The organism is Enterobacter cloacae complex sp. P12RS (assembly GCF_014895875.1).
Classification (GTDB): Bacteria; Pseudomonadota; Gammaproteobacteria; order Enterobacterales; family Enterobacteriaceae; genus Enterobacter; species Enterobacter bugandensis.
In genome coordinates this window covers 64,739-87,536 of record NZ_JADBQO010000022.1, presented here as the reverse complement: position 1 = coordinate 87,536, position 22,798 = coordinate 64,739, and the positions used below count along the sequence as shown (strand labels likewise).

Here is a 22,798-nt window from a genome sequence, read left to right as displayed (position 1 = left end):
TTTGTTTGCGTACAGCAATAAAGTGGGGGTGATCGACCTGAAGAAAAAGTCGATCACCATGGGTAAAGGATGTTAAAAAGTGTTCACCATGTCCCCGAACACCTGTCTACCATGTCCCCGAACACCTGTCTACCATGTCCCCGGACTGTACAGTGGGAGAGGGCTGGGGTGAGGGCATCAGGCCGCACAAAGCGAACCTAACCCAACGCCTGAATCGCTTTCTCCAGCGCCTCGCGCAGCAGGTGGCGGTCGTGACGATATTTAATATCGCTGGCTTCCAGCGGCTCCTGCACCACCACGCGATCGCCAATCCCTGTCACATCCACTTTTGGCCCAACCACGACACCGTCGATAATTTTCTTACCGACGTACTGCTCCATCAGGTCCAGCTTGTCCGCCAGCGACAGGCTCGCCGCTGCCGGGCTCAGCTCACGGCCCAGGTTACCGATATAGACCATCGGGGCAGGGGTGCGACGCAGCGCCTGCGCCAGCTCTTTTACCAGCAGAATGGGCATCAGGCTGGTATAAAAACTGCCTGGACCGATCAGGATAAGATCCGCTTCACCAATGGCCTCTACCGCTTCTCGCGTGGCAGGCACGCTCGGATAGGTCATCAACTCCGTTGGCGGCAGGAGGAGCTGGTCAATATTCACCTCGCCGTAGACTTCATGCCCTTCGGCATCGATTGCCATCAAGTCAACCGGTTGTTCAGACATGGGGATCAGGAATGCGTCCACCTTGAGCAGATTACGGATTAAGTTGATGGCTTCCAGAGGCCGTACGCTCAGGTGATCCAGCGCCTTTAGCATCAGATTTCCGAGGTTATGCCCGGAAAGTTCGCCATTGCCGCCAAAACGGTACTCAAACATCGCCGACGCGACGCTCGGCTCGGTAATTAACTGGTTCAGGCAGTTGCGCATATCTCCCCATGCAATGCCGCCTTCAGCCCGCCTGATCCGCCCGGTTGAGCCGCCGTTGTCGGTGGTTGTCACTATCCCTGTCAGCCGTGAGCCCAGTGAAGACAAAGAGGACATGACGCGGCCCAGGCCGTGGCCTCCGCCAAGAGCGACCACTCGGTCAAGATCCGCAAAAGTGCGATTGCGCATACGTATTCCTTATCACGTTCGATCGCGTAACAGTAACCTAACTACCCCCAAAAGACGATGCCTCACCCAATGCAAAATGACGTATATCAATGCGAAAATGCGGTTTTTAGGTATTCTGTAGCGAAAATGCAGGACTGAATCGCTATATACATAATTATATAGCGAAAAGCGACAATGGCGGAGTGTCGATTTCCACGCTACTATCGCCATAACCACGTTTTCAAAACTGAAAACATACACTCTAGCCCTGGCGCCTGTGTCGAATGATATGGCGCCCTGGCCGTGGCGGATTTGCCACCAGGGTACAGAAAGAAATGACTGTGCCTCCCGATCTGGAAAGGTGTACATGGCTTCACAACTTACTGATGCTTTCGCGCGTAAGTTTTACTACTTGCGTCTGTCGATTACCGATGTGTGCAACTTCCGTTGCACCTACTGCCTGCCCGATGGCTACAAGCCGGGCAGCGTCACCAATAATGGCTTTCTCTCCGTGGATGAAGTGCGCCGCGTCACGCGTGCGTTCTCTGAGCTCGGTACCGAAAAAGTCCGTCTGACCGGTGGCGAACCCTCCCTGCGCCGCGATTTCCCCGACATCATTGCCGCCGTACGCGAAAACGAACGCATCCGCCAGATCGCGGTGACCACCAACGGTTACCGCATGGCGCGTGACGTGGCCAACTGGCGCGACGCTGGCTTAACCGCGATCAACGTCAGCGTGGACAGCCTTGATGCCCGGCAGTTTCACGCCATTACCGGTCAGGACAAGTTCCGCCAGGTGATGGACGGCATCGATGCGGCGTTTACTGCCGGGTTCGAAAAGGTCAAAGTCAACACGGTGCTGATGCGCGACGTTAACCATCATCAGCTCGACACCTTCCTGGCGTGGATTAAATCCCGTCCCATTCAACTGCGTTTTATCGAACTGATGGAAACGGGCGAGGGCAGCGAGCTGTTCCGCCGTCACCATATTTCCGGCATGGTGTTGCGCGACGAGCTGCTGAAACGCGGCTGGATCCACCAGATCCGCCAGCGCAGCGACGGCCCGGCACAGGTCTTTTGTCACCCGGATTACGAAGGCGAAATTGGGCTTATCATGCCCTATGAGAAAGATTTCTGCGCCAGCTGTAACCGCCTGCGCGTCTCTTCCGTCGGCAAACTCCATCTCTGCCTGTTTGGCGACGGTGGCGTGGATCTTCGCGATCTGCTGGAAGACGATGCGCAGCAGGCCGCGCTTGAAGCGCGCATTTCTGAAGCGCTGACGCACAAAAAGCAGACCCACTTCCTGCATCAGGGCAATACCGGCATTACTCAGAACCTGTCCTACATCGGCGGGTAATCAGTCTTTAGAAGGAACCAGAAGATGAGTCAGGTCAGCGCAGAATTTATCCCGACACGCATTGCTATTCTTACCGTTTCCGACCGCCGTGGAGAAGAGGATGATACCTCCGGCCACTGGCTGCGTGAGGCGGCCCATGACGCGGGGCATACCATCGTCGATAAAGCGATTGTGAAAGAGAACCGCTACGCCATTCGCGCGCAGGTCTCTCAGTGGATCGCCAGTGCTGAGGTGCAGGTGGTGCTGATCACCGGCGGCACCGGCTTTACCGCGGGCGATCAGGCCCCCGAGGCGCTGATCCCGCTGTTTGACCGCGAGGTGGAAGGCTTCGGCGAAGTGTTCCGCATGCTCTCCTTTGAAGAGATTGGCACCTCCACGCTGCAGTCGCGCGCGGTGGCCGGCGTGGCAAACAACACGCTGATTTTCGCCATGCCGGGCTCGACCAAAGCCTGCCGCACCGCATGGGAAAATATTATTGCCCCGCAGCTGGATGCCCGTACCCGTCCGTGTAATTTTCATCCCCATTTGAAGAAGTAAACTATGTCACAACTGACCCACATTAACGCCGCTGGCGAAGCGCATATGGTGGATGTCTCCGCCAAGGCCGAAACGGTGCGCGAGGCGCGTGCTGAGGCATTCGTCACCATGCTGCCGGAGACGCTGGCGATGATTATCGACGGCAGTCACCATAAGGGCGACGTCTTTGCCACCGCCCGCATCGCCGGTATTCAGGCTGCAAAACGGACCTGGGACCTCATCCCGCTCTGTCATCCGCTGATGCTCAGCAAGGTGGAAGTGAATTTGCAGGCGCAGCCGGAGCACAACCGCGTGCGTATTGAGTCCCTCTGCCGCTTAACCGGCAAAACCGGCGTGGAGATGGAAGCCCTGACGGCGGCCTCCGTCGCCGCGCTGACCATCTACGACATGTGCAAAGCGGTGCAGAAAGATATGGTGATTGGCCCGGTTCGTCTGCTGGCGAAAAGCGGCGGCAAATCCGGTGATTTTAAGGTGGACAGCCATGATTAAGGTGCTCTTTTTCGCCCAGGTGCGTGAGCTGGTCAATACCGACAGCCTGACGCTGGATGCCTCTTTTGAAAATGTCGCCGCCCTGCGCGCGCACCTGGCGGCACAAAGCGACCGCTGGGCGCTGGCGCTCGACGAAGGCAAGCTGCTGGCGGCCGTTAACCAGACGCTGGTGGAGTTCACCCACCCGCTGACTGAAGGGGATGAAGTGGCCTTCTTTCCGCCGGTCACAGGGGGCTAAGATGGCTGAAACCCGAATTCTGGTCGGTCCCGAGCGCTTTAACGTCGGTACAGAATATGACTGGCTGGCGGAGCGCGATGAAGACGGGGCGGTCGTTACGTTCACCGGTAAAGTGCGTAACCACAATCTCGGTGACAGCGTAAAAGCGCTGACGCTGGAGCACTATCCGGGCATGACGGAGAAATCGCTGGCGGCAATTGTGGATGAAGCGCGAGGCCGCTGGCCGCTCGGGCGGGTCACGGTGATCCACCGCATCGGCGAGATGTGGCCTGGCGAAGAGATTGTCTTTGTCGGCGTGACCAGCGCGCACCGCGGTAGCGCCTTTGCGGCAGGGGAGTTCATTATGGATTACCTCAAAACCAAAGCGCCGTTCTGGAAGCGCGAAGCCACGCCGGAAGGCGATCGCTGGGTAGAATCTCGCGACAGCGATAAACAGGCCGCCAGCCGTTGGTAGTCGGTTTACGTGGATGTGTTACTCTTAACGTGTGTGTCTTCTTAACCTTAATCAGGAGTGAATCATGGACCGATTTCCGCGTTCCGATTCAATAGTACAGCAGACCCGTAGCGGGCTGCAGACGTATATGGCGCAGGTGTACGGCTGGATGACGGTCGGCCTGCTGCTTACCGCGTTTATCGCGTGGTATGCGGCGAACACACCTGAGCTGATGATGTTTATCTTCTCCAGCAAAATCACCTTCTTTGGGCTGATTATCGCACAGCTGGCGCTGGTGTTTGTGCTTTCCGGCCTGGTGCAGAAACTCAGTGCCGGAATGGCGACCACGCTGTTTATGCTCTATTCGGCGCTGACCGGTTTGACGCTCTCCAGCATTTTCATCGTCTACACCTACTCCTCCATCGCCAGCACCTTCGTGGTGACCGGCGGGATGTTCGGCGTGATGAGCCTTTACGGTTACACCACCAAACGTGACCTTAGCGGCTTAGGTAATATGCTGTTTATGGGGCTGATCGGGATTGTGCTGGCATCGCTGGTGAACCTGTGGCTCAAGAGCGACGCGCTGATGTGGGCCGTGACCTATATCGGGGTGGTGGTCTTCGTTGGCTTGACGGCCTATGACACCCAGAAGCTGAAAAACATCGGCGAGCAGATTGACGTGCGCGACAGTTCCAACCTGCGCAAATACTCGATTCTGGGTGCGCTGACGCTCTATCTGGACTTCATCAACCTGTTCCTGATGCTGCTGCGGATTTTCGGTAACCGTCGCTGAGGTTGCTTTGCCGGGTGGCGGTGCGGTCTGGTGCCCTCACCCTGACCCTCTCCCACGGGAGAGGGAACAAACACTAAAAACGGCAACAAGGTTGCCGTTTTGCTTTTATTTCGCCATTGCCTTCTCATTTTTCGCCCGTAACTTTTTCGCCCGGCTCTCCAGCACCAGATAACAGACCGTTGCCAGCGCCAGCGGCAGGAAGTAATAGAGCATGCGGTAGGCGAGCAGGGCGGCAATAATCGTCCCCTGTGAAACATGTTCTCCGGCCAGCAGCGCGATAAACACCGCCTCCAGCACCCCAATTCCCGCCGGAATATGCACGATAACCCCGGCGATACTGCTCACCAGCAGCACGCCCAGCACGAAGAAGTAGTTCACGTCCTCGCCAATCAACAGCCAGATGATCGCCCCCATCGCCATCCAGTTGGCGCTGGATACCGCCATCTGCAGCACCGCGAACTTCCACGACGGCAGTACCAGTTTCTGCCCTTTAATGGTCATATGGCGGCGTTTGGCAAAGGCGCAGGCCCACAGATACACGGCGATGATCAGCAGCAGCACGATGCCGAGAATGCGCAGCGTGGCCTCGTCGATATACCAGTGCGCGGGCAGCTGCACCACGCCGATGGTGAAAATCACCCCGCCCAGCAGAATGTACCCCAGCCAGTTGGTGGTGATACTCAGCGAGAAAATGCGGGTGATGGTGCCACCCGGTAATCCGAGACGCGAGTACAGGCGATAGCGCATGCCGATGCCGCCCACCCAGGTGCTCAGCGTCAGGTTGAAGGCGTAGCAGATAAACGACACCAGCATCACCTGACGTTTAGCCAGCTTGTGGCCGCAGTAGGCGCGACCGAGCAGATCATAGCAGCCGTACATCAGGTAGCTGACGATAACCAGCCCTACGGCGCCCAGCAGCACCAGCCGGTTATAGTTGCGGATGACCTTCCACACCTCTTCCCAGTCCACTTTCTGCGCGTAGACCACCAGCAGTACCGCGACCGCAATAAAGAATACCCAGGTGAGGATTTTTTTCGCCAGCCGCCAGCGAGGATGAGATTTTGACATCAGGGTTTGCCTCCATCTTCCGCTTCAACGCGGTCCTGGGTTTCCATTTCAGGTTGTACCGGCGGATCAACCTGCGCCAGCTTTGGCGTATGCGCCGGCAGCCAGCCGACCATCGCCGGGAAGTGGCGCAGGAAGTGGAACACCACCACGCCGATGCCAACGTTCCACCAGCTCCGTTTCGGCACCATGGACTCATCCACCCGTACGCAGTCCTTATGGATAAGTCCCTGAAGGTTATCCCGCAGGGTCTGGTTAAACTGACGGTCGTGGATGATCAGGTTCGCTTCCAGGTTCAGCGACAGGCTCAGCGGATCGAGGTTACTGGAGCCGACGGTTGCCCAGTGGTCATCCATGACGGCCACTTTGCCGTGCAGCGGGCGGCGGCGATATTCATATATCTGCACGCCGCTTTTCACCAGGTAGCGGTAGAGCAGGCGCGCGCCCACCTTCACAATCGGCATATCCGGCTCGCCCTGCACAATCAGTTTAACGCTCACGCCGCGTCGGGCCGCGTTGCGCATGGCGTGCAGAATACGGTAGCCGGGGAAGAAATAGGCGTTGGCGATAATCACTTCGCGCTTCGCATTGGCCAGCATCTTCAGGTAATGACGTTCAATATCGTCCCGATGCTCCTCGTTGTCCCGCCAGACAAACAGCGCCTGCGCTTCGCCGGGCTTGCGGTTCTCTTCCGGGCGATGACGGCGTCGCCACCAGCGGCGAGCGGCCTCTTTACCGGGCAAGTTTTCCAGCACGAACAGCTGGATGTCCTGAACAACCGGTCCCTCAATGCGGATCGCGTAGTCCTGCTTGGCCTCCGGGCCGTAATCCGACATATGCTCGGCGGAGTAGTTAATGCCGCCCACGAACGCCACCGTTTCGTCCACTACGACGATTTTGCGGTGCATGCGGCGGAACAGGTTGGTGCGCATGCCGAACAGACGCGGACCGGGATCGTAGTAGCGGAACACCACGCCGGCGGCGGTGAGCTCGTTAACAAATTCATCGCTAAGATCCGGCGAGCCATATCCATCGAGCAGGGCCTCGATTTTTATCCCGCGCCGGGCGGCATGCAGCAGTACGCTGTGCAGCTGCCTGCCAACGTCGTCTTCAAACCAGATAAACGTTTCAAGGTAGACTTTCTGCTGTGCGTGGCTAATTGCCTCAAAGACCGCCGGATAAAAGTTATCGCCGTTTTCCAGCAGCGTAATACGGTTACCTTCCTGCCATGTGCATTTCATAAGTGGATCTCCGCGCTCAGCGGGGCATGGTCGGAAAGATGTCGCCAGTTCAGTAACGCCAGCGCCGTCGGGCTGCTGGCATGCGCATTTTTCACGTAGATGCGGTCCAGGCGCAGCAGGGGGAAGCGCACCGGAAACGTCCGTGCGGGACGACCATGGGCCCGGGTGAAAATTTCCTCCAGTCCCGCTTTGACCTTCAGCGGATGGTTGGCGCGCTGCCGCCAGTCGTTAAAATCCCCGGCGACCACCACGGGTTCGCCTTCCGGCAGCGCATTGGTCCAGTCCGCCAGCATCTGCAGCTGCGCCTGGCGGTGGGCTTCACGCAGTCCGAGGTGAACGCAGCCCACGTGAACCGGAACGTCAAGTTCCGGCGGCGTGATGCGGCAGTAAAGCAGCCCGCGCTTTTCGCTCTCCCCGACGGAAACGTCCCGGTTCTCATAATGTTCTATAGGAAAACGCGACAGCACCGCATTACCGTGATGGCCTTCCGGATAGACCGCGTTGCGGCCGTAAGCGTAATCGCTCCACATGGTGTCGGCCAGGAATTCATAGTGCGGCGTATCGGGCCAGTTTTCGAAATGCATGGGGTGTACCTCGTGCGCGCCCATTACCTCCTGCAGGCAGACAATGTCCGCGCTGACGGTGCGTACCGCGTCGCGCAGCTCCGGTAAAATGAAGCGGCGGTTAAATGCTGTGAAGCCCTTATGAATGTTTATCGTCAGCACCTTAAGCGAGAAATGCTGCGTTTTTTTGCTCATAAACACCTTCCTGGGTGACTATCCCGATGAAAATAAAGTGTAGTCGGCGTCACAAAAAGATGCGGCGTTACGGAATTTTCCGTAAAGTGCGGTAGTCTGATTAAGCAGAGAAAAATCCTTCAGGAGAGAAGCCATGAAGTGGCAACAACGTGTTCGTGTCGCAACGGGTTTGAGTTGCTGGCAGATAATGTTGCATTTACTGGTCGTGGCCGTACTGGTGATGGGCTTGATGAGCGGCACGCTGGTGCGTGTTGGCTTAGGGCTATGCGTCCTCTATGGCGTCACCGTACTGTCGATGCTGTTCTTACAGCGCCACCATGACGCGCGCTGGCGCGAGGTGGGTGATGTGCTCGAAGAGCTCACCACCACCTGGTACTTTGGTGCCGCGATGATCGTGCTGTGGCTGCTGTCACGCGTGCTGCAAAACAACCTGCTGCTGGCCCTCGCGGGTCTGGCAATCCTTGCAGGGCCAGCGGTAGTGTCGCTGCTCACTAAAGAGAAAAAGCTACGCAATGTTGCGTCTAAACATCGCATAGGCCACTGACCCCGTCGTGGCCGCTATGACCAGTAGCGGCCACAAACTTCCCCACACAATATCCAGACTCGCATCCTTCAGATAGATCTGCTTGGTGATATCCGTAAAGTGTCGAATCGGGTTTATCCACGTTAAATCCTGCAGCCACACCGGCATATTCTCGACGGGCGACACGTACCCGGAGAGCAGAATCGCCGGCATCATAAAGACGAATACCCCGATAAACGCCTGCTGCTGCGTGGAGCAGAGCGCTGAAATCAGCAGCCCAAACCCCACCAGCGACAGCCCGTAAATCACCATCGTGAAGTAAAACAGCGCCAGCGATCCGGCGAACGGGATCTGGTAGGCCCAAATTCCCACTCCCAGCACGATGGTGGCCTGGAAGGTGGCGACGATCAGCGCCGGCACCGCTTTGCCGACGAAAATCTGCCAGGTGGCGAGCGGGGAAACCAGCAGCTGATCCAGCGTGCCCTGTTCGCGCTCGCGGGCCACGGACAGAGAGGTCACGATCATCACCCCGATGGTGGTGATCATGGCGATCAGCGACGGCACCACAAACCACTTGTAGTCCAGATTCGGGTTGTACCAGTTGCGCACCACCAGCTCGCTGTTATTGGGCTTCGGTTTGCCCTCCATCAGCTCCTGCTGATACTCCTTCACTATCTGCTGCAGGTAGTTGGCCGCTATCTGGGCGCTGTTGGAGTTGCGCCCGTCGAGGATCAGCTGCATCGGCGCGGTCTGGAAGGTGTCCAGATTGCGGGAGAAATCCGCCGGGAAACGCACCAGCAGCAGCGCTTTTTGCGTGTCGATAGTGGGCTGGATCTCCTGCGGGCTTTTCAGCAGCAGGATGTGGGTAAAGGCCTTCGCCCGGGCAAAACGCTGCGTCAGCTCGACGGCGTGTTTGCCGTTGTCTTCATTATAAATGGCAATGGTGGCGTTAGTTACCTCAAGGGTGGCGGCAAACGGGAACAATAAAACCTGAAGCAGCACCGGCAGCACCAGAATGGCGCGGGTTTGCGGCTCGCGCAGCAGGGATTGCAGCTCTTTGCGGATCAATGTCCATAAGCGGTGAAACATGTGCGCTCCTTAATCCAGTCGCCGTTTGGTTTTCAGCCACGTCAACCCGATAAACATCACCGCCGACGCCAGCAAAAACAGGGTATTGATAATCAGCACCACCGGAATATTCCCCGCCAGGAACAGGCTCTGCAGCGTGCTCACGAAGTAGCGCGCCGGAATGATGTAGGTCACGGCGCGGATCACCGCAGGCATGCTGTCTATCTGGAAGATAAAACCGGAGAGCATAATCGATGGCAGGAAGGCGGCGTTGAGCGCCACCTGCGCGGCGTTAAACTGGTTGCGGGTGATGGTGGAGATGAGCAGCCCCATCCCCAGCGTGCTGAGCAAAAACAGGCTGGTGATAAAGAACAGTACCACCAGCGAGCCGCGATACGGCACGCCAAGAATAAAGACCGCGACCAGCATGCAGAGCAGCATCGCCAGCATGCCGAGGAAGTAGTAGGGGATGAGCTTGCACAGCAGCAGCTCAACCCGCGTCACCTCGGTGGAGAGCAGCGCCTCCATAGTGCCGCGCTCCCACTCGCGGGCGATGACCAGCGAGGTGAGGATCGCGCCAATCACCGTCATAATGATGGTCACCGCCCCCGGAATAATAAAGTGCTGGCTGATGGCGGCGGGGTTAAACCAGTAGCGCGTCTGCACATCGATGAGCGGTTCAAACGTCTCGCCCCGGTCTTCGGCGCGCTGCATCTGCCAGAGCTGCCAGATCCCCTCCGCATAGCCCTGCACGAAGTTGGCGGTGTTCGGCTCGCTGCCGTCGGTAATCACCTGAATCGGCGCATCGGCGCCCGGGCGCGCCATGTTGGCGGCGAAATCCACCGGGATGACGATCAGGCCGCGAATTTTCCCGGCCTGCATTTTCTGAATCAGTTCCTGCCGGTTGTCGCTGACGGTGGCGTCAATGTAGGGTGAGCCGGTCATGGCATGGGTGAAGTCCAGCGCCTCTTCGCTCTGCTGCTCCAGCAAAATACCGACCCGCAGCTTGCTGGAGTCGAGGTTAATGCCGTAGCCAAAGATAAACAGCAGCAGCAGGGGGATCACCACCGCAATCAGCCAACTGCTGGGATCGCGCACGATCTGCCGCGTCTCTTTGATGCACAGGGCGCGCACCCGGCGCCAGGAAAGGGCGTTACTGCGCATGAGCATTCTCCTTATCCCAGTCGTGGATGAGGGTGATAAACGCCTGCTCCATGGTCGGATCTGGCTGTGCGTCGTCGGCGGCCTGCGCTTTCAGGTCGTCCGGCGTGCCGTGGGCAATCAGCTTTCCGCGATAGACCAGCCCGATGCGGTCGCAATACTCTGCCTCGTCCATAAAGTGGGTGGTGACCATCACTGTCACGCCTTTTTCCACCATGCTGTTGATGTGCAGCCAGAACTCGCGGCGGGTGAGGGGATCCACGCCTGACGTAGGTTCATCAAGAAACAGGATATCCGGCTCGTGCATCAACGAGCAGGCCAGCGCCAGCCGCTGCTTAAAGCCGAGCGGCAGCTCGTCGGTGGCGTGGGACGCAATATTCGTTAACCCGAAGGCGTCGCTCATGCGGCGGATTTTTTCATTCTGCGCCCGCCCGCGCAGGCCGTACACGCCGGAGAAAAAGCGCAGATTCTGCTCGACCGTCAGGTTGCCGTACAGCGAGAACTTCTGCGCCATATAGCCGAGATGCTGGCGCGCTTTGCCGGAGCTGACCTTGAGATCCATGTCCAGCACCAGCGCCTTGCCGGACGTCGGGACCAGCAGGCCGCACATCATTTTAAAGGTGGTCGATTTTCCCGCGCCGTTCGGTCCGAGCAGGCCAAAAATCTCGCCGCGCTTCACCGCAAAGTTGACGTTGTCGGTGGCGGCGAAGTCCCCGAACTTTTTGGTGAGCGATTTTGCTTCGATCACCGTTTCGCCGGGCGTGCCTTCCACCGTGTGCAGGATCGCGCCAAGGGGCGATTCCGACGTACCTGCACCGCCCAGCAGATCGATAAACGCATCTTCAAAGCGCGGGGCGGTCTCGTCCATTTCAATCTCAGGCATGCCCGGCGCACGGCGAATATCGTCGACGGTGGCCTCTTTTTTGAGGATCACGCGCACCGAGCGGCCCTGAATCATCCCGTCGCTCACCTGCGGCAGCTTCAGCACCCGCTGCAGCAGCCTGCGGTTGGACTCCTGCGGGCTGTGCAGCAGAAAACTGCGCCCGGCCATGGTGTGCGTCAGCTCGGTCGGTTCGCCCTGATAGAGCAGTTCGCCCTCGTTCATCAGCAGCACGTCACGGCACTGCTCCGCTTCGTCGAGGTAGGAGGTGCTCCAGAGGATCAGCATCCCGTCGCCCGCCAGCTCGTGCACCATCTGCCACAGCTCGCGGCGGGAGATCGGGTCTACGCCGACGCCGGGCTCATCGAGCAACAGCACTTTTGGTTCGCCCACCAGCGTACAGGCCAGCCCCAGCTTCTGCTTCATCCCGCCGGAAAGCTTGCCCGCCAGCCGGTCGGTGAACGGGCCGAGGGAGGTAAATTTGAGCAGTCGGGCGAAGGTTTTCTGCCGGGTTTCACCGGTGACGCTGCGCAGGTCGGCGTACAGATTGAGATTCTCCATCACCGTCAGATCTTCGTACAGGCCAAACTTCTGCGGCATATAGCCGAGCATGGCGTGGAGCGCGCCGTCGTCTTTTATCGGGTCAAGGCCAAGCACGCTGGCCGAGCCTTCATCCGGCTTCAGCAGCCCCGCCAGCATCCGCATCAGCGTGGTTTTGCCCGCGCCGTCCGGACCCACCAGTCCGGTCACGTAGCCTTTTTGAATGGTGCAGTTCAGCGGCGCGACCGCCGGTTTATCCATTCCGGGGAAGCGTTTGACCAGATTATTGAGCTGGATAACCGCATCATTCATGTCGTTCCCCGTCGTTTAAGGTCACGGTAACAGGCATGCCCTGACGCAGCGCGTCGTCCGCGTCGGTGACGATGATGCGCAGGCGGTACACGAGGTCGGTACGCAGATCCGGCGTTTCAACGGTTTTCGGCGTGAATTCGGCGGTAGGGGAGACAAAGCCCACTTTGCCGTGATACGGCTTGTCCGGGCGACCGTCGGTATAGAGCAGCAGCTCGCGGCCCGGCTGCATCTGGCCGAGATTCGGCTCATCAATGTAGGCCCGCACCCATACCGGACGGGTTAAGGACAGCGTCAAGACGGTGCTGCCCGCGCTGAGCATGCTGCCAGGCTCTACCGCGCGGGTCATCAGCGTGCCGTCAGACGGGGCGGTTAAGATAGTGTCGTGCAGATCCAGCTCCGCCTGAGCCAGCTGCGCCTGCGCCTGCTCGAGGCTGGCCTTCGCCTGGGCGATGTCCTGCTCGCGGTTACCGGAGCGGTACTGGCTTAATTTATCCTGCGCGGATTTCAGCGTCGCCTGCGCCTGGTCGCGGGATGAACGCGCGTTTTCCAGATCGTTGGCGGAAATGGTGCGGCTTTTCCACAGTCCCTGCTGGCGGTTATAGAAGTTCTGCGCGTAGTCGTAGGCGGCTTTGGCCTGCTTAACGGCGGCAGCGGCCTGGGCAATCTCCTCATCGCGATAGCCCGCCAGCATCAGGTCATACTGCGCCTGGGCGACAGAGACGCCAGCTTTTGCCTGCATCAGCGCGTTCTCAAAGGGGGCTTTATCCAGCACGCCCAGCGTCTGCCCGGCTTTGATGGCATCACCTTCGTCAACGCTCAGCGAGGCGAGACGTCCGCCGACGCGGAAGCTCATATTCACGGTACGAATATCCACGTTACCGTACAGCGTCAGGCCCCGATCCTGCTGGCTCTGATACCACAGCCAGCCACCGATTCCCGCGGCAAGCAAAACAACAACCACCAGAACGATGGTGACAGGTTTTTTCATCACTTCAGGCTCCTTTGCGTTAAGCCTTGCAGGATCAGATCGAGATGACAGGTGATGACCTGGCTAATCTGCGCGGCTTTATCCTCATCGAATTGTACCCAGCCCGTGCGTAACAGGATGGTTTCACGCCCCAGACGGAAGGCGAGAATTTCGCCCAGCAGGGCGTGGGTATGCAAAATGGTGTCGGTATCGCTGGCGTCCCGCCCGGTGTAGGCGGCAATCAGCCGGGTCAGATGGGTGTGCATCGGGGCAATCACCAGATCGTGTACCAGCTGATAAGCGGCAGTGGGGGAGAGCTGCTCGCGGGAGATAAATTTGCTCAGGTTGAGCGTATCGTCGTGCGTCAGCAGGCGGATCATATTGTGGCAGGCATTGAGGATAAGTTGCCTGATAGCGGTACGATCCGGCGTCGGCTGACTCAGCAGCGCGCAGGCCTCCTCAACGTGCGGGCGAAAATTGTTGCCAATAAAATCGGCAATCCACTGGGCGCAGGCGAGGTATAAATCCTCTTTTGAGCCAAAATAGTAGGTAATGGCCGCAATGTTTTGCCCGGCCTGGGCAGCGATATCCCGCGTGGTGGCATGCAGGCCATACTCGCCAAACTGCGCCAGCGCGGCGGCGATAAGCTGGCTTTTGGCCTGTTCACCTTTGGTTGTCGTCGGTGTCGTATTCATGTCGGCATTAAAAATTAATCAATCGATTGATTAAAATTATACCTGAATCGCTAAATCGTCGAGGGATACGACAGGGATATTTTATGCGCCACGTCACAAAAGCTGCTACACTCCGCACCTTCGCGACATTGTGGTTTTTGTCCTTCTATTCGTGATATCTCCCTGAAAACTACACCTGTGATGGTCGGGGCGGTTCGGAGTTTTTATGTCTTTTGATTCCCTTGGCCTGAACCCGGAAATTCTGCGCGCGATCGCAGAGCAGGGCTACGTTGAGCCAACCCCTATCCAGCAGCAGGCTATTCCGGCCGTGCTTCAGGGCCGTGACCTGATGGCCAGCGCCCAGACCGGCACCGGTAAAACCGCGGGCTTTACCCTGCCGCTGTTAGAGCTGCTGGTAAAAAACCAGCCGCACGCCAAAGGCCGTCGTCCGGTGCGCGCGCTGATCCTCACCCCAACCCGCGAGCTGGCAGCCCAGATTGGCGAGAACGTGCGTGAGTACAGCCGCTATCTCAACATTCGCTCGCTGGTGGTTTTCGGTGGCGTGAGCATTAACCCGCAGATGATGAAGCTGCGCGGCGGCGTGGACGTGCTGGTGGCAACGCCGGGCCGTCTGCTGGATCTGGAACACCAGAACGCGGTGAAGCTCGACAGCATTGAAATTCTGGTGCTGGACGAAGCCGACCGCATGCTCGATATGGGCTTCATTCATGATATTCGTCGCGTGCTGGCGAAGCTGCCGCCGCGTCGCCAGAACCTGCTCTTCTCCGCGACCTTCTCCGATGAGATCAAGGCGCTGGCGGAAAAGCTGCTGCATAACCCGCTGGAAGTGGAAGTGGCGCGCCGCAACACCGCTTCCGAGCAGGTCACGCAGCATGTTCACTTTGTGGATAAAAAGCGCAAGCGGGAGCTGCTCTCCCAGATGATCGGTCAGGGCAACTGGCAGCAGGTGCTGGTCTTTACCCGCACCAAGCACGGCGCGAACCACCTGGCGGAACAGCTGAATAAAGACGGCATCCGCAGCGCGGCGATCCACGGTAACAAGAGCCAGGGCGCGCGTACCCGCGCGCTGGCGGACTTCAAATCCGGCGACATCCGCGTGCTGGTGGCGACCGACATCGCTGCCCGTGGCCTCGATATTGAAGAGCTGCCGCACGTGGTGAACTACGAGCTGCCAAACGTCCCGGAAGATTACGTTCACCGTATCGGTCGTACCGGCCGTGCGGCAGCAACAGGTGAGGCGCTCTCTCTGGTCTGCGTGGACGAGCACAAGCTGCTGCGCGACATCGAACGCCTGCTGAAGAAAGAGATCCCGCGCATCGAAACCCCGGGCTATGAAGTGGACCCTTCCATCAAAGCCGAGCCGATTCAGAACGGTCGTCAGGGCGGCGGTCGCGGTCAGGGCGGCGGTGGTCGCGGCCAGCAGCCGCGTCGTGCTGAAGGTGGCGCGCCGAAGTCATCCGGCAAACCGCCGCGTCGTAATAACGACGGCAAGCCGGCCGGTGAAAGCCCGTGGCGCAGCGGTGAAGGGAAACCGGCAGGCGAGGGGCAGCGCCGACGCCGCCCGCGCAAGCCTGCTAACCCGCAGTAATCTGGAAGCCCGGTCGTAAAGCCGGGCTTTTCTTTTTGCGACGGCGAAGAGAAAGTGCCACAATAGTGGCTGTTTATACAGTATTTCAGGTTTTCCAATGGCTTTAACCGCGGCGCTGAAAGCGCAAATAGGCGCCTGGTATAAGGCGCTTCAGCAGCAGATCCCCGATTTTATCCCCCGAGCGCCGCAGCGGCAGATGATTGCAGACGTGGCAAAAACGCTCGCCGGGGACGACGGGCGACATCTGGCGATTGAAGCCCCGACCGGCGTCGGGAAAACCCTGTCGTATCTCATTCCCGGCATCGCCATCGCGCGGGAAGAGGACAAAACGCTGGTAGTCAGCACTGCGAACGTGGCCTTGCAGGATCAGATCTTCAGCAAAGATTTGCCGCTGCTGCGCAAAATCATCCCCGATCTCCGCTTCACCGCCGCCTTTGGGCGCGGGCGCTACGTCTGTCCGCGTAACCTGGCGGCGCTGGCCAGCAGCGAGCCCTCGCAGCAGGATCTGCTCGCCTTTCTGGATGACGAGCTGACGCCAAACAACAAAGCCGAGCAGGAGCAGTGCGCAAAGCTGAAAGCCGAGCTCGACGGCTATAAGTGGGACGGCCTGCGGGATCACACCAGCCTGGCGATTAGCGACGACCTGTGGCGCAGGCTCAGTACCGATAAAGCAAGCTGCCTGAACCGCAACTGTCACTACTACCGGGAATGCCCGTTCTTCGTCGCCCGGCGCGAGATCCAGGAGGCGGAGGTGGTTGTCGCCAACCACGCGCTGGTGATGGCGGCGCTGGAGAGCGAAGCGGTGCTGCCGGAGCCGAAAAACCTGTTGCTGGTGCTCGACGAAGGCCACCACCTGCCGGACGTGGCGCGGGACGCGCTGGAGATGAGCGCGGAAATCACCGCTCCGTGGTTCCGACTTCAGCTGGATCTGTTCTGCAAACTGGTGGCGACCTGCATGGAGCAGTTTCGCCCGAAAACCACGCCGCCGCTGGCGGTACCCGAGCGTCTGAGCGACCACTGCGAAGAGGTTTACAGCCTTATCTCGTCTCTGAACAACATCCTCAATCTTTATCTTCCGGCAGCCCAGGAGGCAGAACACCGCTTCGCGATGGGCGAACTTCCGGACGAGGTGATGGAGATCTGCCAGCAGCTGGCGAAGCATCTGGAAAAGCTGCGCGGGCTGGCGGAGATGTTCCTGAACGACCTCAGCGAGAAAACTGGCTCGCACGATGTGGTGCGGCTGCACCGCATCCTGCTGCAAATGAACCGCGCGCTGGGGATGTTTGAGGCGCAGAGCAAGCTCTGGCGGCTGGCCTCGATGGCGCAGGCGTCGGGCGCGCCGGTCACCAAATGGGCCACCCGGGAAGTGCGCGACGGGCAGGTGCACCTCTTTTTCCACTGCGTGGGCATCCGCGTGGCCGATCAGCTGGAAAAGCTTATCTGGCGCAGTGTGCCGCACGTGGTCGTTACCTCTGCGACGTTGCGCTCTCTGAACAGCTTTTCACGGTTGCAGGAGATGAGCGGCCTGAAGGAGAAAGCGGGCGATCGTTTTGTGGCGCTGGACTCGCCGTTCAACCACTGCGAGCAGGGCAAGCTGGTCATTCCACGCATGAAATACGAGCCGCTTATCGACAATGAAGAGCAGCACATTGCGGAGATGGCGGCCTACTTCCGCGAGCAGGTTGAAAGTAAAAAATTTCCCGGCATGCTGGTGCTGTTTGCCAGCGGGCGGGCGATGCAGCGCTTCCTGGAGCACGTCACCGACCTGCGTTTACTCCTGCTGGTGCAGGGCGACCAGCCCCGTTACCGGCTGGTGGAAACGCACCGCAAACGTATTGATAACGGCGAGCGCAGCGTGCTGGTGGGGCTACAGTCCTTTGCCGAAGGGCTGGATTTGAAGGGGGATTACCTGACGCAGGTGCATATCCATAAGATCGCCTTTCCGCCTATCGACAGCCCGGTGGTGATCACCGAGGGCGAGTGGCTGAAAAGCCTCAACCGCTATCCGTTTGAGGTGCAGAGCCTGCCTGCGGCGTCGTTTAACCTGATTCAGCAGGTGGGGCGTCTTATTCGTAGCCACGGCTGCTGGGGTGAGGTAGTGATTTACGACAAGCGTTTGCTCACCAAAAACTACGGTCAGCGGCTGCTGAACGCGCTGCCGATCTTTCCGATTGAGCAGCCGGAGGTGCCTGAAGTAAAAAAACGCCCGGCAAAACTGGCCGCCGGGCGCAGGAAAAGCATCCGTGCTAAGGGGCGCGGTCCTACTGGTAAGTAAAGGTCACCTGAATCACGCTGCTGAACGTGCCTGCGGAGACGGGCATAGACGTGGCGTAATAGCGGGCGGAGAGCGGAAACGTGGCCGTGTGGTCAGCCGGGTTAATCGGCACGTTAAACGCTGCCTGCGGGGCGATCAGGATCTTGTCCTGTCGGTCGGCCAGCTCCAGCGCCAGCCCCTTCGCGCTGCCGGTGTTGGCGAATTTGGTCGGGTGCACGCTGTCTGCCTGGCCGTAGAAATAGGCCGTGGCAAGCGCCAGCGTGGCGGGACAGTGCGATACCGAGAGCGAAAAATCTTTCCATTCGCCGGTATCCCCTACATCTTTAAAATTACCTGATACTGCCTGGCCTAAATCTACCGTCAGGTTGCGGCTGGCGCTGTCAATGACGCAGGTGTTGGCGTAAATATTCCCCGTCATCTGGATCTGAATATCATCGGCGTGGGCCTGGGCTATCAGGCCCAGCGCCAGCATCAAAGCTGTTTTTTTCATGATCGTCACTTATAAGCGAGGGTAACGGTGGCGACGGTGTTGGCAGGGCCTGGCGTCACGACGTTGCTGGTTTGTTCGTAGCGAACCTCAAACGGGATCGCCAGCGTCTGGTTGGCGATTGCCTGGCTTTGGGTGTTCACGTAGGTGTCAAAGGTGGCGAGTTGGTTATCAACCAGCATTCTGACCCCGACGCCGGTTGCCATGCCGGGCTGCCGGGTGAGTTTGATCACCCCTGCTGACCCCGGTTCATAACCATTTGAACTGGTGACCTTCACTTCAGGCTGCACGTTGCTGTTGCAGTTCACCGTCACGTCAAAGTTTTGCGCCGGGCTTGATAACATCCCCACGCTAATAAAATCGCTGACCGGGAAGTCGCCCAGATTAATGGTCAGGTTTTTTGGGGAAACGGAGCAGGTGACGTTCTGGAAGTTAACGTTTCCTGCGTAGGAGATAACATTGGGTGAACCAATGCCGTCGTTGCCATATACGCCAATACCGAACTCTGTTTGCGCCTGAAGCAGCGTGCCGGACTGTACCGCATCACTGGTTTTAACCAGCTCAAGTGTGACGTTAAAATCAAAGGACTGATATCCATCGGTCGAGACATAGCCGATGGGCGTACTGCGGGAATCGCAGGCGACCTTTCCCCCGCCTGAAATGCGCTGGCCCTGGTCGTTCCTTAAGGCAATGCCGACTCCAGGCACGCCTGTGTCATAAACGCCGGTCAACCCGGGTATCTCCGAACCACTTCCGTAATAGCAGGAGATGATTTCCATCCCGCTTTCGTAAGGATGGTTGCAGTTACCCGCGACGTGCACAGTCTGCTCCGTACCGGGAATGGTAGCGCCTACTGCCAGCGTCGTTGGGACCGAAATGGTGGCAACGTTGATCATTTTCGGCATATCGGGCGTAGTGCAGTCAGCCTTCGCATGCGGCATAAATAATGCCGCGGTGCCCAGAATCAGTAAGAAAAAGCATTGTTTTATCATTTGCATAGTCGTTAGCCTGAACGGTGAATCAATGACACTGCGCGGCAGCGTTAATGATGCTGGTTTTCTCTTTCTCATCCGTTAGCGCATAGTCAGCGATGCAGTGCTCGCTCGCGTCCTGTCCCCAGGAAACGGCGAGATGCCCCTGCTGCGGCAGACCCGAAAGATAGGTCTGACCGTCATTACCCACAATAAACTCGCTGTCCTTATCCTCTGTGGTGACCGTCGCGCCGAACGGCAGCGGTTTGCCGTTGTGCGTCAGCGTCATCAGCACGCGGTTGCCCACGCGGGTGTTAAAGCTGGCGCGCACCACGGCCCCGCGAGTTGGGGTGACGACCTGCGCGGCGTGGGTGACGTCGGCATTGTCCGGCAGCGTTTCGGTATCCAGCGCAATGGTGTTGTGGCGATACGCGGTCACATACGGGACAACGGTGTAGCCGCGGAAGTCGGTTTCAACGCCGGTCTGATTAGTGATATGCGTCCCGTGCGTGCCCGGCGCTTTCACCAGCGCGATGGTCTCACCGAGCGGCTGGCTCAGGGTGATGCCGTTCGCATGGGCAACCACGCCGCCCTGCAGGCCGACGTTCACGGTCTGCTGATATTTGTCCTGGCTGACGCCGCCGCTCAGTTCGCCGTACGTTGCTTTGTAATCGGCGTTGAGGCTGGTGGAGTTGCCGCTGCCGGTACTGCTCACCCCCTCCTGAATATTCCAGTTGAGGTTATCTTCTTTCAGCGCCGTACCGTTCAGACCGATATTCTGCGTGGTGCCATCTTTGGTGTTGTTCAGGTTGTAGGTGGCCCAGGTGTTATGCATCCAGTGGTCCAGCGGCACCGAGACGCTCAGCGCGAACTGGTTGTCGTTCGTCACCTCATTGCCGTCTTCGTCGCTGTCGCGGGTGTTTTTGTTCATGCTGTAGCTGAGGCTGTAGCTCACGCCGTGCCAGCTGTTGTTGTAGCTGACACTCACCGAGGTCATGTCCTGGCTCTGGGTCCAGTAGGTTTCTTTCACCAGGCTCAGGGTTACGGAACCCCAGCCTTCCGGCAGCGTCTGGTCGACGGTGGCTTCGGTACGGGCGCGGCGCTGCTGCGGTTCAGACCAGTCGTCAGAGCGGGTATACGACTCCATGGTGTCTTCCAGGGTGTAAAACCCTTTGCTGTTATAGCGGTAGCCGGCCAGCGAGAAGTTGGTGCCTGACTGGGCGATATCTTTGCTGTAGCGCACGCGCCACGACTGGCCTTTGCTGGCCTGCTGTTTTTTCAACAGGGCTTTGGCGCGAGTGACGTCAATGGAGAAGGCGCCTAAATCGCCCATGTTTTTCCCGACGCCCACCGCCTGAGACTGATAATGGCTGCTCTGCTGAACGCCGCCGTAGGCGGTGATACCGTAGGGTAAACCGTAGATGGCGCTGCCCTGGGCAAACGGGGTCTTTTCGACATCGTTGTCATAGGAACGATAACGCCCGGCGGTCACGCTGTAGCGCAGGTTTTTTTCACGCTGCAAGACCGGCACGGAGGCAAACGGCACGACAAAATGGCTTTCGCTGCCGTCGGTCTCTTTCACGGTAACCTGCAGGTCGCCGCTGCTGCCGGTGGGGTAGAGATCGTTAATTTCGAAGGCGCCCGGCGCGACCGTGTTCTGATAAATGACGTAGCCGTTCTGGCGAACCACCACCAGCGCGTTGCTGTGTGCCGTGCCGCGGATAATCGGCGCATAGCCTTTCTCGCTGTCCGGCAGCATGTCGCTGTCGGATTTCAGCTCCACCCCGGTGTAGGGAACGCTGTCAAACACGTCGGCAGGGGATGAGCTCTGGCCGACGGTGATGTCGCTTTTCATTGCCACGATATCGCGTTGCGCATAGGTATAAACGGAGGTGAATTTCTGCTCCTCCTCATGGCCCGTGGTGCTGCGATTCCAGGTGGAATAGTTGCGAATGCGCCATGCGCCAACGTTCAGGCCTGGGCGCAGGTTTACGTACTGGCTGCTGTTATCCTGCTCACCGTGCTGTCGCGCGCGGCTGTGGCTGGCATTGGCGCTGTAATTAAGCAGGCCCGCAGTGATCCCTTCGTCAAACTCTTTCGGGTCAATGTAACCGCGAGGCACCTGGCCCAGCGCCGTTTGAGGGATGCTCATCAGCAGCTGCTGGTTGCGAACGCGAAAGGTGGCGGATGCCGCAGGAATGACATGTAAATCAGCACACTGGCCTTTGGCCATTAGCTGCGGAAATTTTTTGGTTTTGATGCCGAGGCTTTTTAATTCCTCAAGGCTAAAGCAAGGCTGCAGCGTGCTGTTGCCCTGCGAATCTTTCTGAAGCGTAAAGGTCACGTTGCGGGTATCAATTTTATTATTATTGATAAATACCGCGACCTCATATTTCCCCGGCGCCTGACCAGGCCCTTTTTCATAGATGGACAGATCGGTTTTACCCTGCTGGGGATTATCAATATCCAGCAGGGCAGGGTTAAAATAATCATCAGCCATAACCTGCTGCGCAAAGATCGCCATTGCCAGGCCACAGAGAATGACCAGCAATGAAGATAATCGGCAGGTGAACGGCTTTTTATGGCTGTACATAATTATTTTATTACCGGGCAAAAGAATTAATGAACGGATTTCGACCAGGTATGGCTGATGCTGCCGAAGTCGGTAATAATGGAATACGTCACGTTCGCGCCCCCGACATTACCCGGTAAGGCAAAATGCGTTTCCGTTTTCGGAACAGCCCAGGTGGCTTTCGCGACTTTATGACCATTCAGCGTAACGGTCTGGAAATTCATATAGAACGGCGTGGGGTTATTCACCACCAGATCGTTCCCTTCGCGGCGCCATTCAAGTTTATCCGCCACATCTTCTGGTCTGCCTTTTACCGCAGACGGGCGATACAGTAATTTGATTCGAGTATTAATGGCGATTTGCAGCGTATTTACCCCCTCAACGTGTTTTGAGGAAGGGATTGCTTTAATGTTCAACCAGTACAGGGATTCCCTGTCTTCCGGTAAATTTCCGCCCGTACGCACCACGCGCAGAACGTTATCTTCGTGCGCATCCAGACGGAAAAGCGGCGGGGTGATCAGGAACGGGGCTTTGGCCAGGTTTTTACCGCCGGAATCAACCCAGGACTGCACCAGATAATCCGTCGCATCTGGATTTGAAAGACCAAGAGAAGATTCCTTTTTATCTCCCTGATAGACCAGTCGGGTGCCGTTAATAATGACCCCAGCATGTGAAGCAGTTGCTACCAGTAAAAGCGTGCTCAGTAAATAACCGTGGCGCATAAAGATTTCTCAATGAATAGAGAAGATATTAATGCTCGCGA

General features: G+C 58.2%; 23 protein-coding genes and 1 riboswitch. Of the genes, 10 read left to right on the top strand and 13 right to left on the bottom strand.

What is annotated here, in order from left to right; genetic code table 11:
- Positions 1–76 (top strand): hypothetical protein (locus IM284_RS23390; protein ID WP_226838791.1); only part of this gene is annotated, 76 nt, incomplete at its 5' end.
- Between the two features lie 121 nt (positions 77–197).
- Here IM284_RS23390 and yvcK read toward each other — a convergent pair.
- A complete protein-coding gene (gene yvcK / locus IM284_RS14670; RefSeq protein ID WP_028012420.1) occupies positions 198–1,106 on the bottom strand; it encodes a uridine diphosphate-N-acetylglucosamine-binding protein YvcK in 909 nt (302 codons plus the stop codon).
- 225 nt (positions 1,107–1,331) lie between these two features.
- Positions 1,332–1,465: riboswitch (molybdenum cofactor riboswitch) on the top strand.
- Between yvcK and moaA the strand changes: the two genes are divergently transcribed.
- The 6 genes from moaA to IM284_RS14640 all read left to right on the top strand — a co-directional run bounded on the left by moaA (position 1,453) and on the right by IM284_RS14640 (position 4,932).
- Positions 1,453–2,442, top strand: coding sequence for a GTP 3',8-cyclase MoaA (moaA, locus tag IM284_RS14665; RefSeq protein WP_047368137.1), 990 nt, complete (start codon positions 1,453–1,455; stop codon positions 2,440–2,442). (Overlaps the previous riboswitch by 13 nt.)
- 24 nt (positions 2,443–2,466) lie before the next feature.
- Complete coding sequence (gene moaB, locus IM284_RS14660) at positions 2,467–2,979, top strand: molybdenum cofactor biosynthesis protein B (protein ID WP_028012422.1); 513 nt, start codon at positions 2,467–2,469, stop codon at positions 2,977–2,979.
- A 3-nt stretch (positions 2,980–2,982) separates the two neighbouring features.
- Positions 2,983–3,468, top strand: coding sequence for a cyclic pyranopterin monophosphate synthase MoaC (gene moaC, locus IM284_RS14655; RefSeq protein ID WP_008501142.1), 486 nt, complete (start codon positions 2,983–2,985; stop codon positions 3,466–3,468).
- Positions 3,461–3,706 carry a molybdopterin synthase sulfur carrier subunit gene (gene moaD / locus IM284_RS14650; RefSeq protein WP_045259953.1) on the top strand — a complete coding sequence of 82 codons (246 nt, stop codon included), beginning with the start codon at positions 3,461–3,463 and terminating at the stop codon, positions 3,704–3,706. Before moaC ends, moaD begins: the two co-directional genes overlap by 8 nt.
- A gap of 1 nt (position 3,707) precedes the next feature.
- Positions 3,708–4,160, top strand: a complete 453-nt coding sequence (gene moaE, locus IM284_RS14645; RefSeq protein WP_028012424.1) for a molybdopterin synthase catalytic subunit MoaE — start codon at positions 3,708–3,710, stop codon at positions 4,158–4,160.
- A 64-nt stretch (positions 4,161–4,224) separates the two neighbouring features.
- Positions 4,225–4,932: a Bax inhibitor-1/YccA family protein gene (locus IM284_RS14640; RefSeq protein WP_010428846.1), complete on the top strand. Its 708-nt coding sequence runs from the start codon at positions 4,225–4,227 to the stop codon at positions 4,930–4,932.
- Between the two features lie 105 nt (positions 4,933–5,037).
- Here the strand turns inward: IM284_RS14640 and IM284_RS14635 are convergent, their stop codons facing one another.
- Genes IM284_RS14635 through IM284_RS14625 form a run of 3 tightly spaced genes read right to left on the bottom strand, consistent with a single transcriptional unit; the run spans position 5,038 to position 7,996 of the window.
- Entirely contained in the window at positions 5,038–6,000 is a 963-nt protein-coding gene (locus IM284_RS14635; RefSeq protein WP_028012425.1) for a YbhN family protein, read from the bottom strand.
- On the bottom strand, positions 6,000–7,238 hold the full coding sequence (gene clsB / locus IM284_RS14630; RefSeq protein WP_045259955.1) for a cardiolipin synthase ClsB: 1,239 nt from the start codon (positions 7,236–7,238) through the stop codon (positions 6,000–6,002). Before clsB ends, IM284_RS14635 begins: the two co-directional genes overlap by 1 nt.
- The gene (locus tag IM284_RS14625; RefSeq protein ID WP_041910727.1) at positions 7,235–7,996 is read right to left on the bottom strand and encodes an endonuclease/exonuclease/phosphatase family protein; all 762 of its coding nucleotides are present in this window, start codon (positions 7,994–7,996) and stop codon (positions 7,235–7,237) included. Before IM284_RS14625 ends, clsB begins: the two co-directional genes overlap by 4 nt.
- A 133-nt stretch (positions 7,997–8,129) precedes the next feature.
- On the opposite strand from IM284_RS14625, the gene IM284_RS14620 reads away from it, so the two are divergent.
- The gene (locus IM284_RS14620; RefSeq protein WP_028012428.1) at positions 8,130–8,540 is read left to right on the top strand and encodes a YbhQ family protein; all 411 of its coding nucleotides are present in this window, start codon (positions 8,130–8,132) and stop codon (positions 8,538–8,540) included.
- On the opposite strand, the gene IM284_RS14615 is transcribed toward IM284_RS14620, so the two are convergent.
- Genes IM284_RS14615 through cecR form a run of 5 tightly spaced genes read right to left on the bottom strand, consistent with a single transcriptional unit; the run spans position 8,502 to position 14,142 of the window.
- Positions 8,502–9,608 (bottom strand): ABC transporter permease, encoded by a 1,107-nt coding sequence (locus tag IM284_RS14615; protein ID WP_047368139.1) that lies wholly within the window; start codon positions 9,606–9,608, stop codon positions 8,502–8,504. The genes IM284_RS14620 and IM284_RS14615 overlap by 39 nt on opposite strands.
- Before the next feature lie 9 nt (positions 9,609–9,617).
- Positions 9,618–10,751, bottom strand: coding sequence for an ABC transporter permease (locus IM284_RS14610; RefSeq protein ID WP_028012430.1), 1,134 nt, complete (start codon positions 10,749–10,751; stop codon positions 9,618–9,620).
- Positions 10,741–12,480 (bottom strand): ATP-binding cassette domain-containing protein, encoded by a 1,740-nt coding sequence (locus IM284_RS14605; protein WP_047368140.1) that lies wholly within the window; start codon positions 12,478–12,480, stop codon positions 10,741–10,743. The genes IM284_RS14610 and IM284_RS14605 overlap by 11 nt, the downstream gene beginning before the upstream one ends.
- Entirely contained in the window at positions 12,473–13,468 is a 996-nt protein-coding gene (hlyD, locus tag IM284_RS14600) for a secretion protein HlyD (protein ID WP_047368141.1), read from the bottom strand. The genes IM284_RS14605 and hlyD overlap by 8 nt, the downstream gene beginning before the upstream one ends.
- A complete protein-coding gene (gene cecR / locus IM284_RS14595) occupies positions 13,468–14,142 on the bottom strand; it encodes a transcriptional regulator CecR (protein WP_047368142.1) in 675 nt (224 codons plus the stop codon). Before cecR ends, hlyD begins: the two co-directional genes overlap by 1 nt.
- A 205-nt stretch (positions 14,143–14,347) precedes the next feature.
- Between cecR and rhlE the strand changes: the two genes are divergently transcribed.
- Both rhlE and dinG read left to right on the top strand, forming a co-directional pair.
- Entirely contained in the window at positions 14,348–15,730 is a 1,383-nt protein-coding gene (gene rhlE / locus IM284_RS14590; protein WP_028012434.1) for an ATP-dependent RNA helicase RhlE, read from the top strand.
- A gap of 97 nt (positions 15,731–15,827) precedes the next feature.
- The gene (dinG, locus tag IM284_RS14585) at positions 15,828–18,005 is read left to right on the top strand and encodes an ATP-dependent DNA helicase DinG (protein ID WP_047368143.1); all 2,178 of its coding nucleotides are present in this window, start codon (positions 15,828–15,830) and stop codon (positions 18,003–18,005) included.
- Here the strand turns inward: dinG and IM284_RS14580 are convergent.
- The 4 genes from IM284_RS14580 to IM284_RS14565 are packed head-to-tail and all read right to left on the bottom strand — an operon-like array spanning position 17,992 to position 22,757.
- Positions 17,992–18,495: a fimbrial protein gene (locus tag IM284_RS14580; protein WP_047368144.1), complete on the bottom strand. Its 504-nt coding sequence runs from the start codon at positions 18,493–18,495 to the stop codon at positions 17,992–17,994. The genes dinG and IM284_RS14580 overlap by 14 nt on opposite strands.
- 5 nt (positions 18,496–18,500) lie before the next feature.
- Positions 18,501–19,490, bottom strand: coding sequence for a fimbrial protein (locus IM284_RS14575; protein ID WP_048960241.1), 990 nt, complete (start codon positions 19,488–19,490; stop codon positions 18,501–18,503).
- 22 nt (positions 19,491–19,512) lie between these two features.
- Positions 19,513–22,056: a fimbria/pilus outer membrane usher protein gene (locus IM284_RS14570; protein WP_139128217.1), complete on the bottom strand. Its 2,544-nt coding sequence runs from the start codon at positions 22,054–22,056 to the stop codon at positions 19,513–19,515.
- Between the two features lie 26 nt (positions 22,057–22,082).
- Positions 22,083–22,757: a molecular chaperone gene (locus IM284_RS14565; RefSeq protein ID WP_028012439.1), complete on the bottom strand. Its 675-nt coding sequence runs from the start codon at positions 22,755–22,757 to the stop codon at positions 22,083–22,085.
- Between the last annotated feature and the right edge of the window lie 41 nt (positions 22,758–22,798).

Excerpts from the sequence above, each read along its gene's own strand:
- IM284_RS14565 (WP_028012439.1), bottom strand. The coding sequence starts at position 22,757 with ATGCGCCACGGTTATTTACTGAGCACGCTTTTACTGGTAGCAACTGCT.
- IM284_RS14610 (WP_028012430.1), bottom strand. The coding sequence starts at position 10,751 with ATGCGCAGTAACGCCCTTTCCTGGCGCCGGGTGCGCGCCCTGTGCATC.
- cecR (WP_047368142.1), bottom strand. The coding sequence starts at position 14,142 with ATGAATACGACACCGACGACAACCAAAGGTGAACAGGCCAAAAGCCAG.
- IM284_RS14625 (WP_041910727.1), bottom strand. The coding sequence starts at position 7,996 with ATGAGCAAAAAAACGCAGCATTTCTCGCTTAAGGTGCTGACGATAAAC.
- dinG (WP_047368143.1), top strand. The coding sequence starts at position 15,828 with ATGGCTTTAACCGCGGCGCTGAAAGCGCAAATAGGCGCCTGGTATAAG.
- clsB (WP_045259955.1), bottom strand. The coding sequence starts at position 7,238 with ATGAAATGCACATGGCAGGAAGGTAACCGTATTACGCTGCTGGAAAAC.
- IM284_RS14635 (WP_028012425.1), bottom strand. The coding sequence starts at position 6,000 with ATGTCAAAATCTCATCCTCGCTGGCGGCTGGCGAAAAAAATCCTCACC.
- IM284_RS14570 (WP_139128217.1), bottom strand. The coding sequence starts at position 22,056 with ATGTACAGCCATAAAAAGCCGTTCACCTGCCGATTATCTTCATTGCTG.
- IM284_RS14640 (WP_010428846.1), top strand. The coding sequence starts at position 4,225 with ATGGACCGATTTCCGCGTTCCGATTCAATAGTACAGCAGACCCGTAGC.
- moaE (WP_028012424.1), top strand. The coding sequence starts at position 3,708 with ATGGCTGAAACCCGAATTCTGGTCGGTCCCGAGCGCTTTAACGTCGGT.
- IM284_RS14605 (WP_047368140.1), bottom strand. The coding sequence starts at position 12,480 with ATGAATGATGCGGTTATCCAGCTCAATAATCTGGTCAAACGCTTCCCC.
- IM284_RS14615 (WP_047368139.1), bottom strand. The coding sequence starts at position 9,608 with ATGTTTCACCGCTTATGGACATTGATCCGCAAAGAGCTGCAATCCCTG.
- moaD (WP_045259953.1), top strand. The coding sequence starts at position 3,461 with ATGATTAAGGTGCTCTTTTTCGCCCAGGTGCGTGAGCTGGTCAATACC.
- IM284_RS14580 (WP_047368144.1), bottom strand. The coding sequence starts at position 18,495 with ATGAAAAAAACAGCTTTGATGCTGGCGCTGGGCCTGATAGCCCAGGCC.
- moaB (WP_028012422.1), top strand. The coding sequence starts at position 2,467 with ATGAGTCAGGTCAGCGCAGAATTTATCCCGACACGCATTGCTATTCTT.
- rhlE (WP_028012434.1), top strand. The coding sequence starts at position 14,348 with ATGTCTTTTGATTCCCTTGGCCTGAACCCGGAAATTCTGCGCGCGATC.
- moaC (WP_008501142.1), top strand. The coding sequence starts at position 2,983 with ATGTCACAACTGACCCACATTAACGCCGCTGGCGAAGCGCATATGGTG.
- IM284_RS14620 (WP_028012428.1), top strand. The coding sequence starts at position 8,130 with ATGAAGTGGCAACAACGTGTTCGTGTCGCAACGGGTTTGAGTTGCTGG.
- moaA (WP_047368137.1), top strand. The coding sequence starts at position 1,453 with ATGGCTTCACAACTTACTGATGCTTTCGCGCGTAAGTTTTACTACTTG.
- IM284_RS14575 (WP_048960241.1), bottom strand. The coding sequence starts at position 19,490 with ATGCAAATGATAAAACAATGCTTTTTCTTACTGATTCTGGGCACCGCG.
- yvcK (WP_028012420.1), bottom strand. The coding sequence starts at position 1,106 with ATGCGCAATCGCACTTTTGCGGATCTTGACCGAGTGGTCGCTCTTGGC.
- hlyD (WP_047368141.1), bottom strand. The coding sequence starts at position 13,468 with ATGAAAAAACCTGTCACCATCGTTCTGGTGGTTGTTGTTTTGCTTGCC.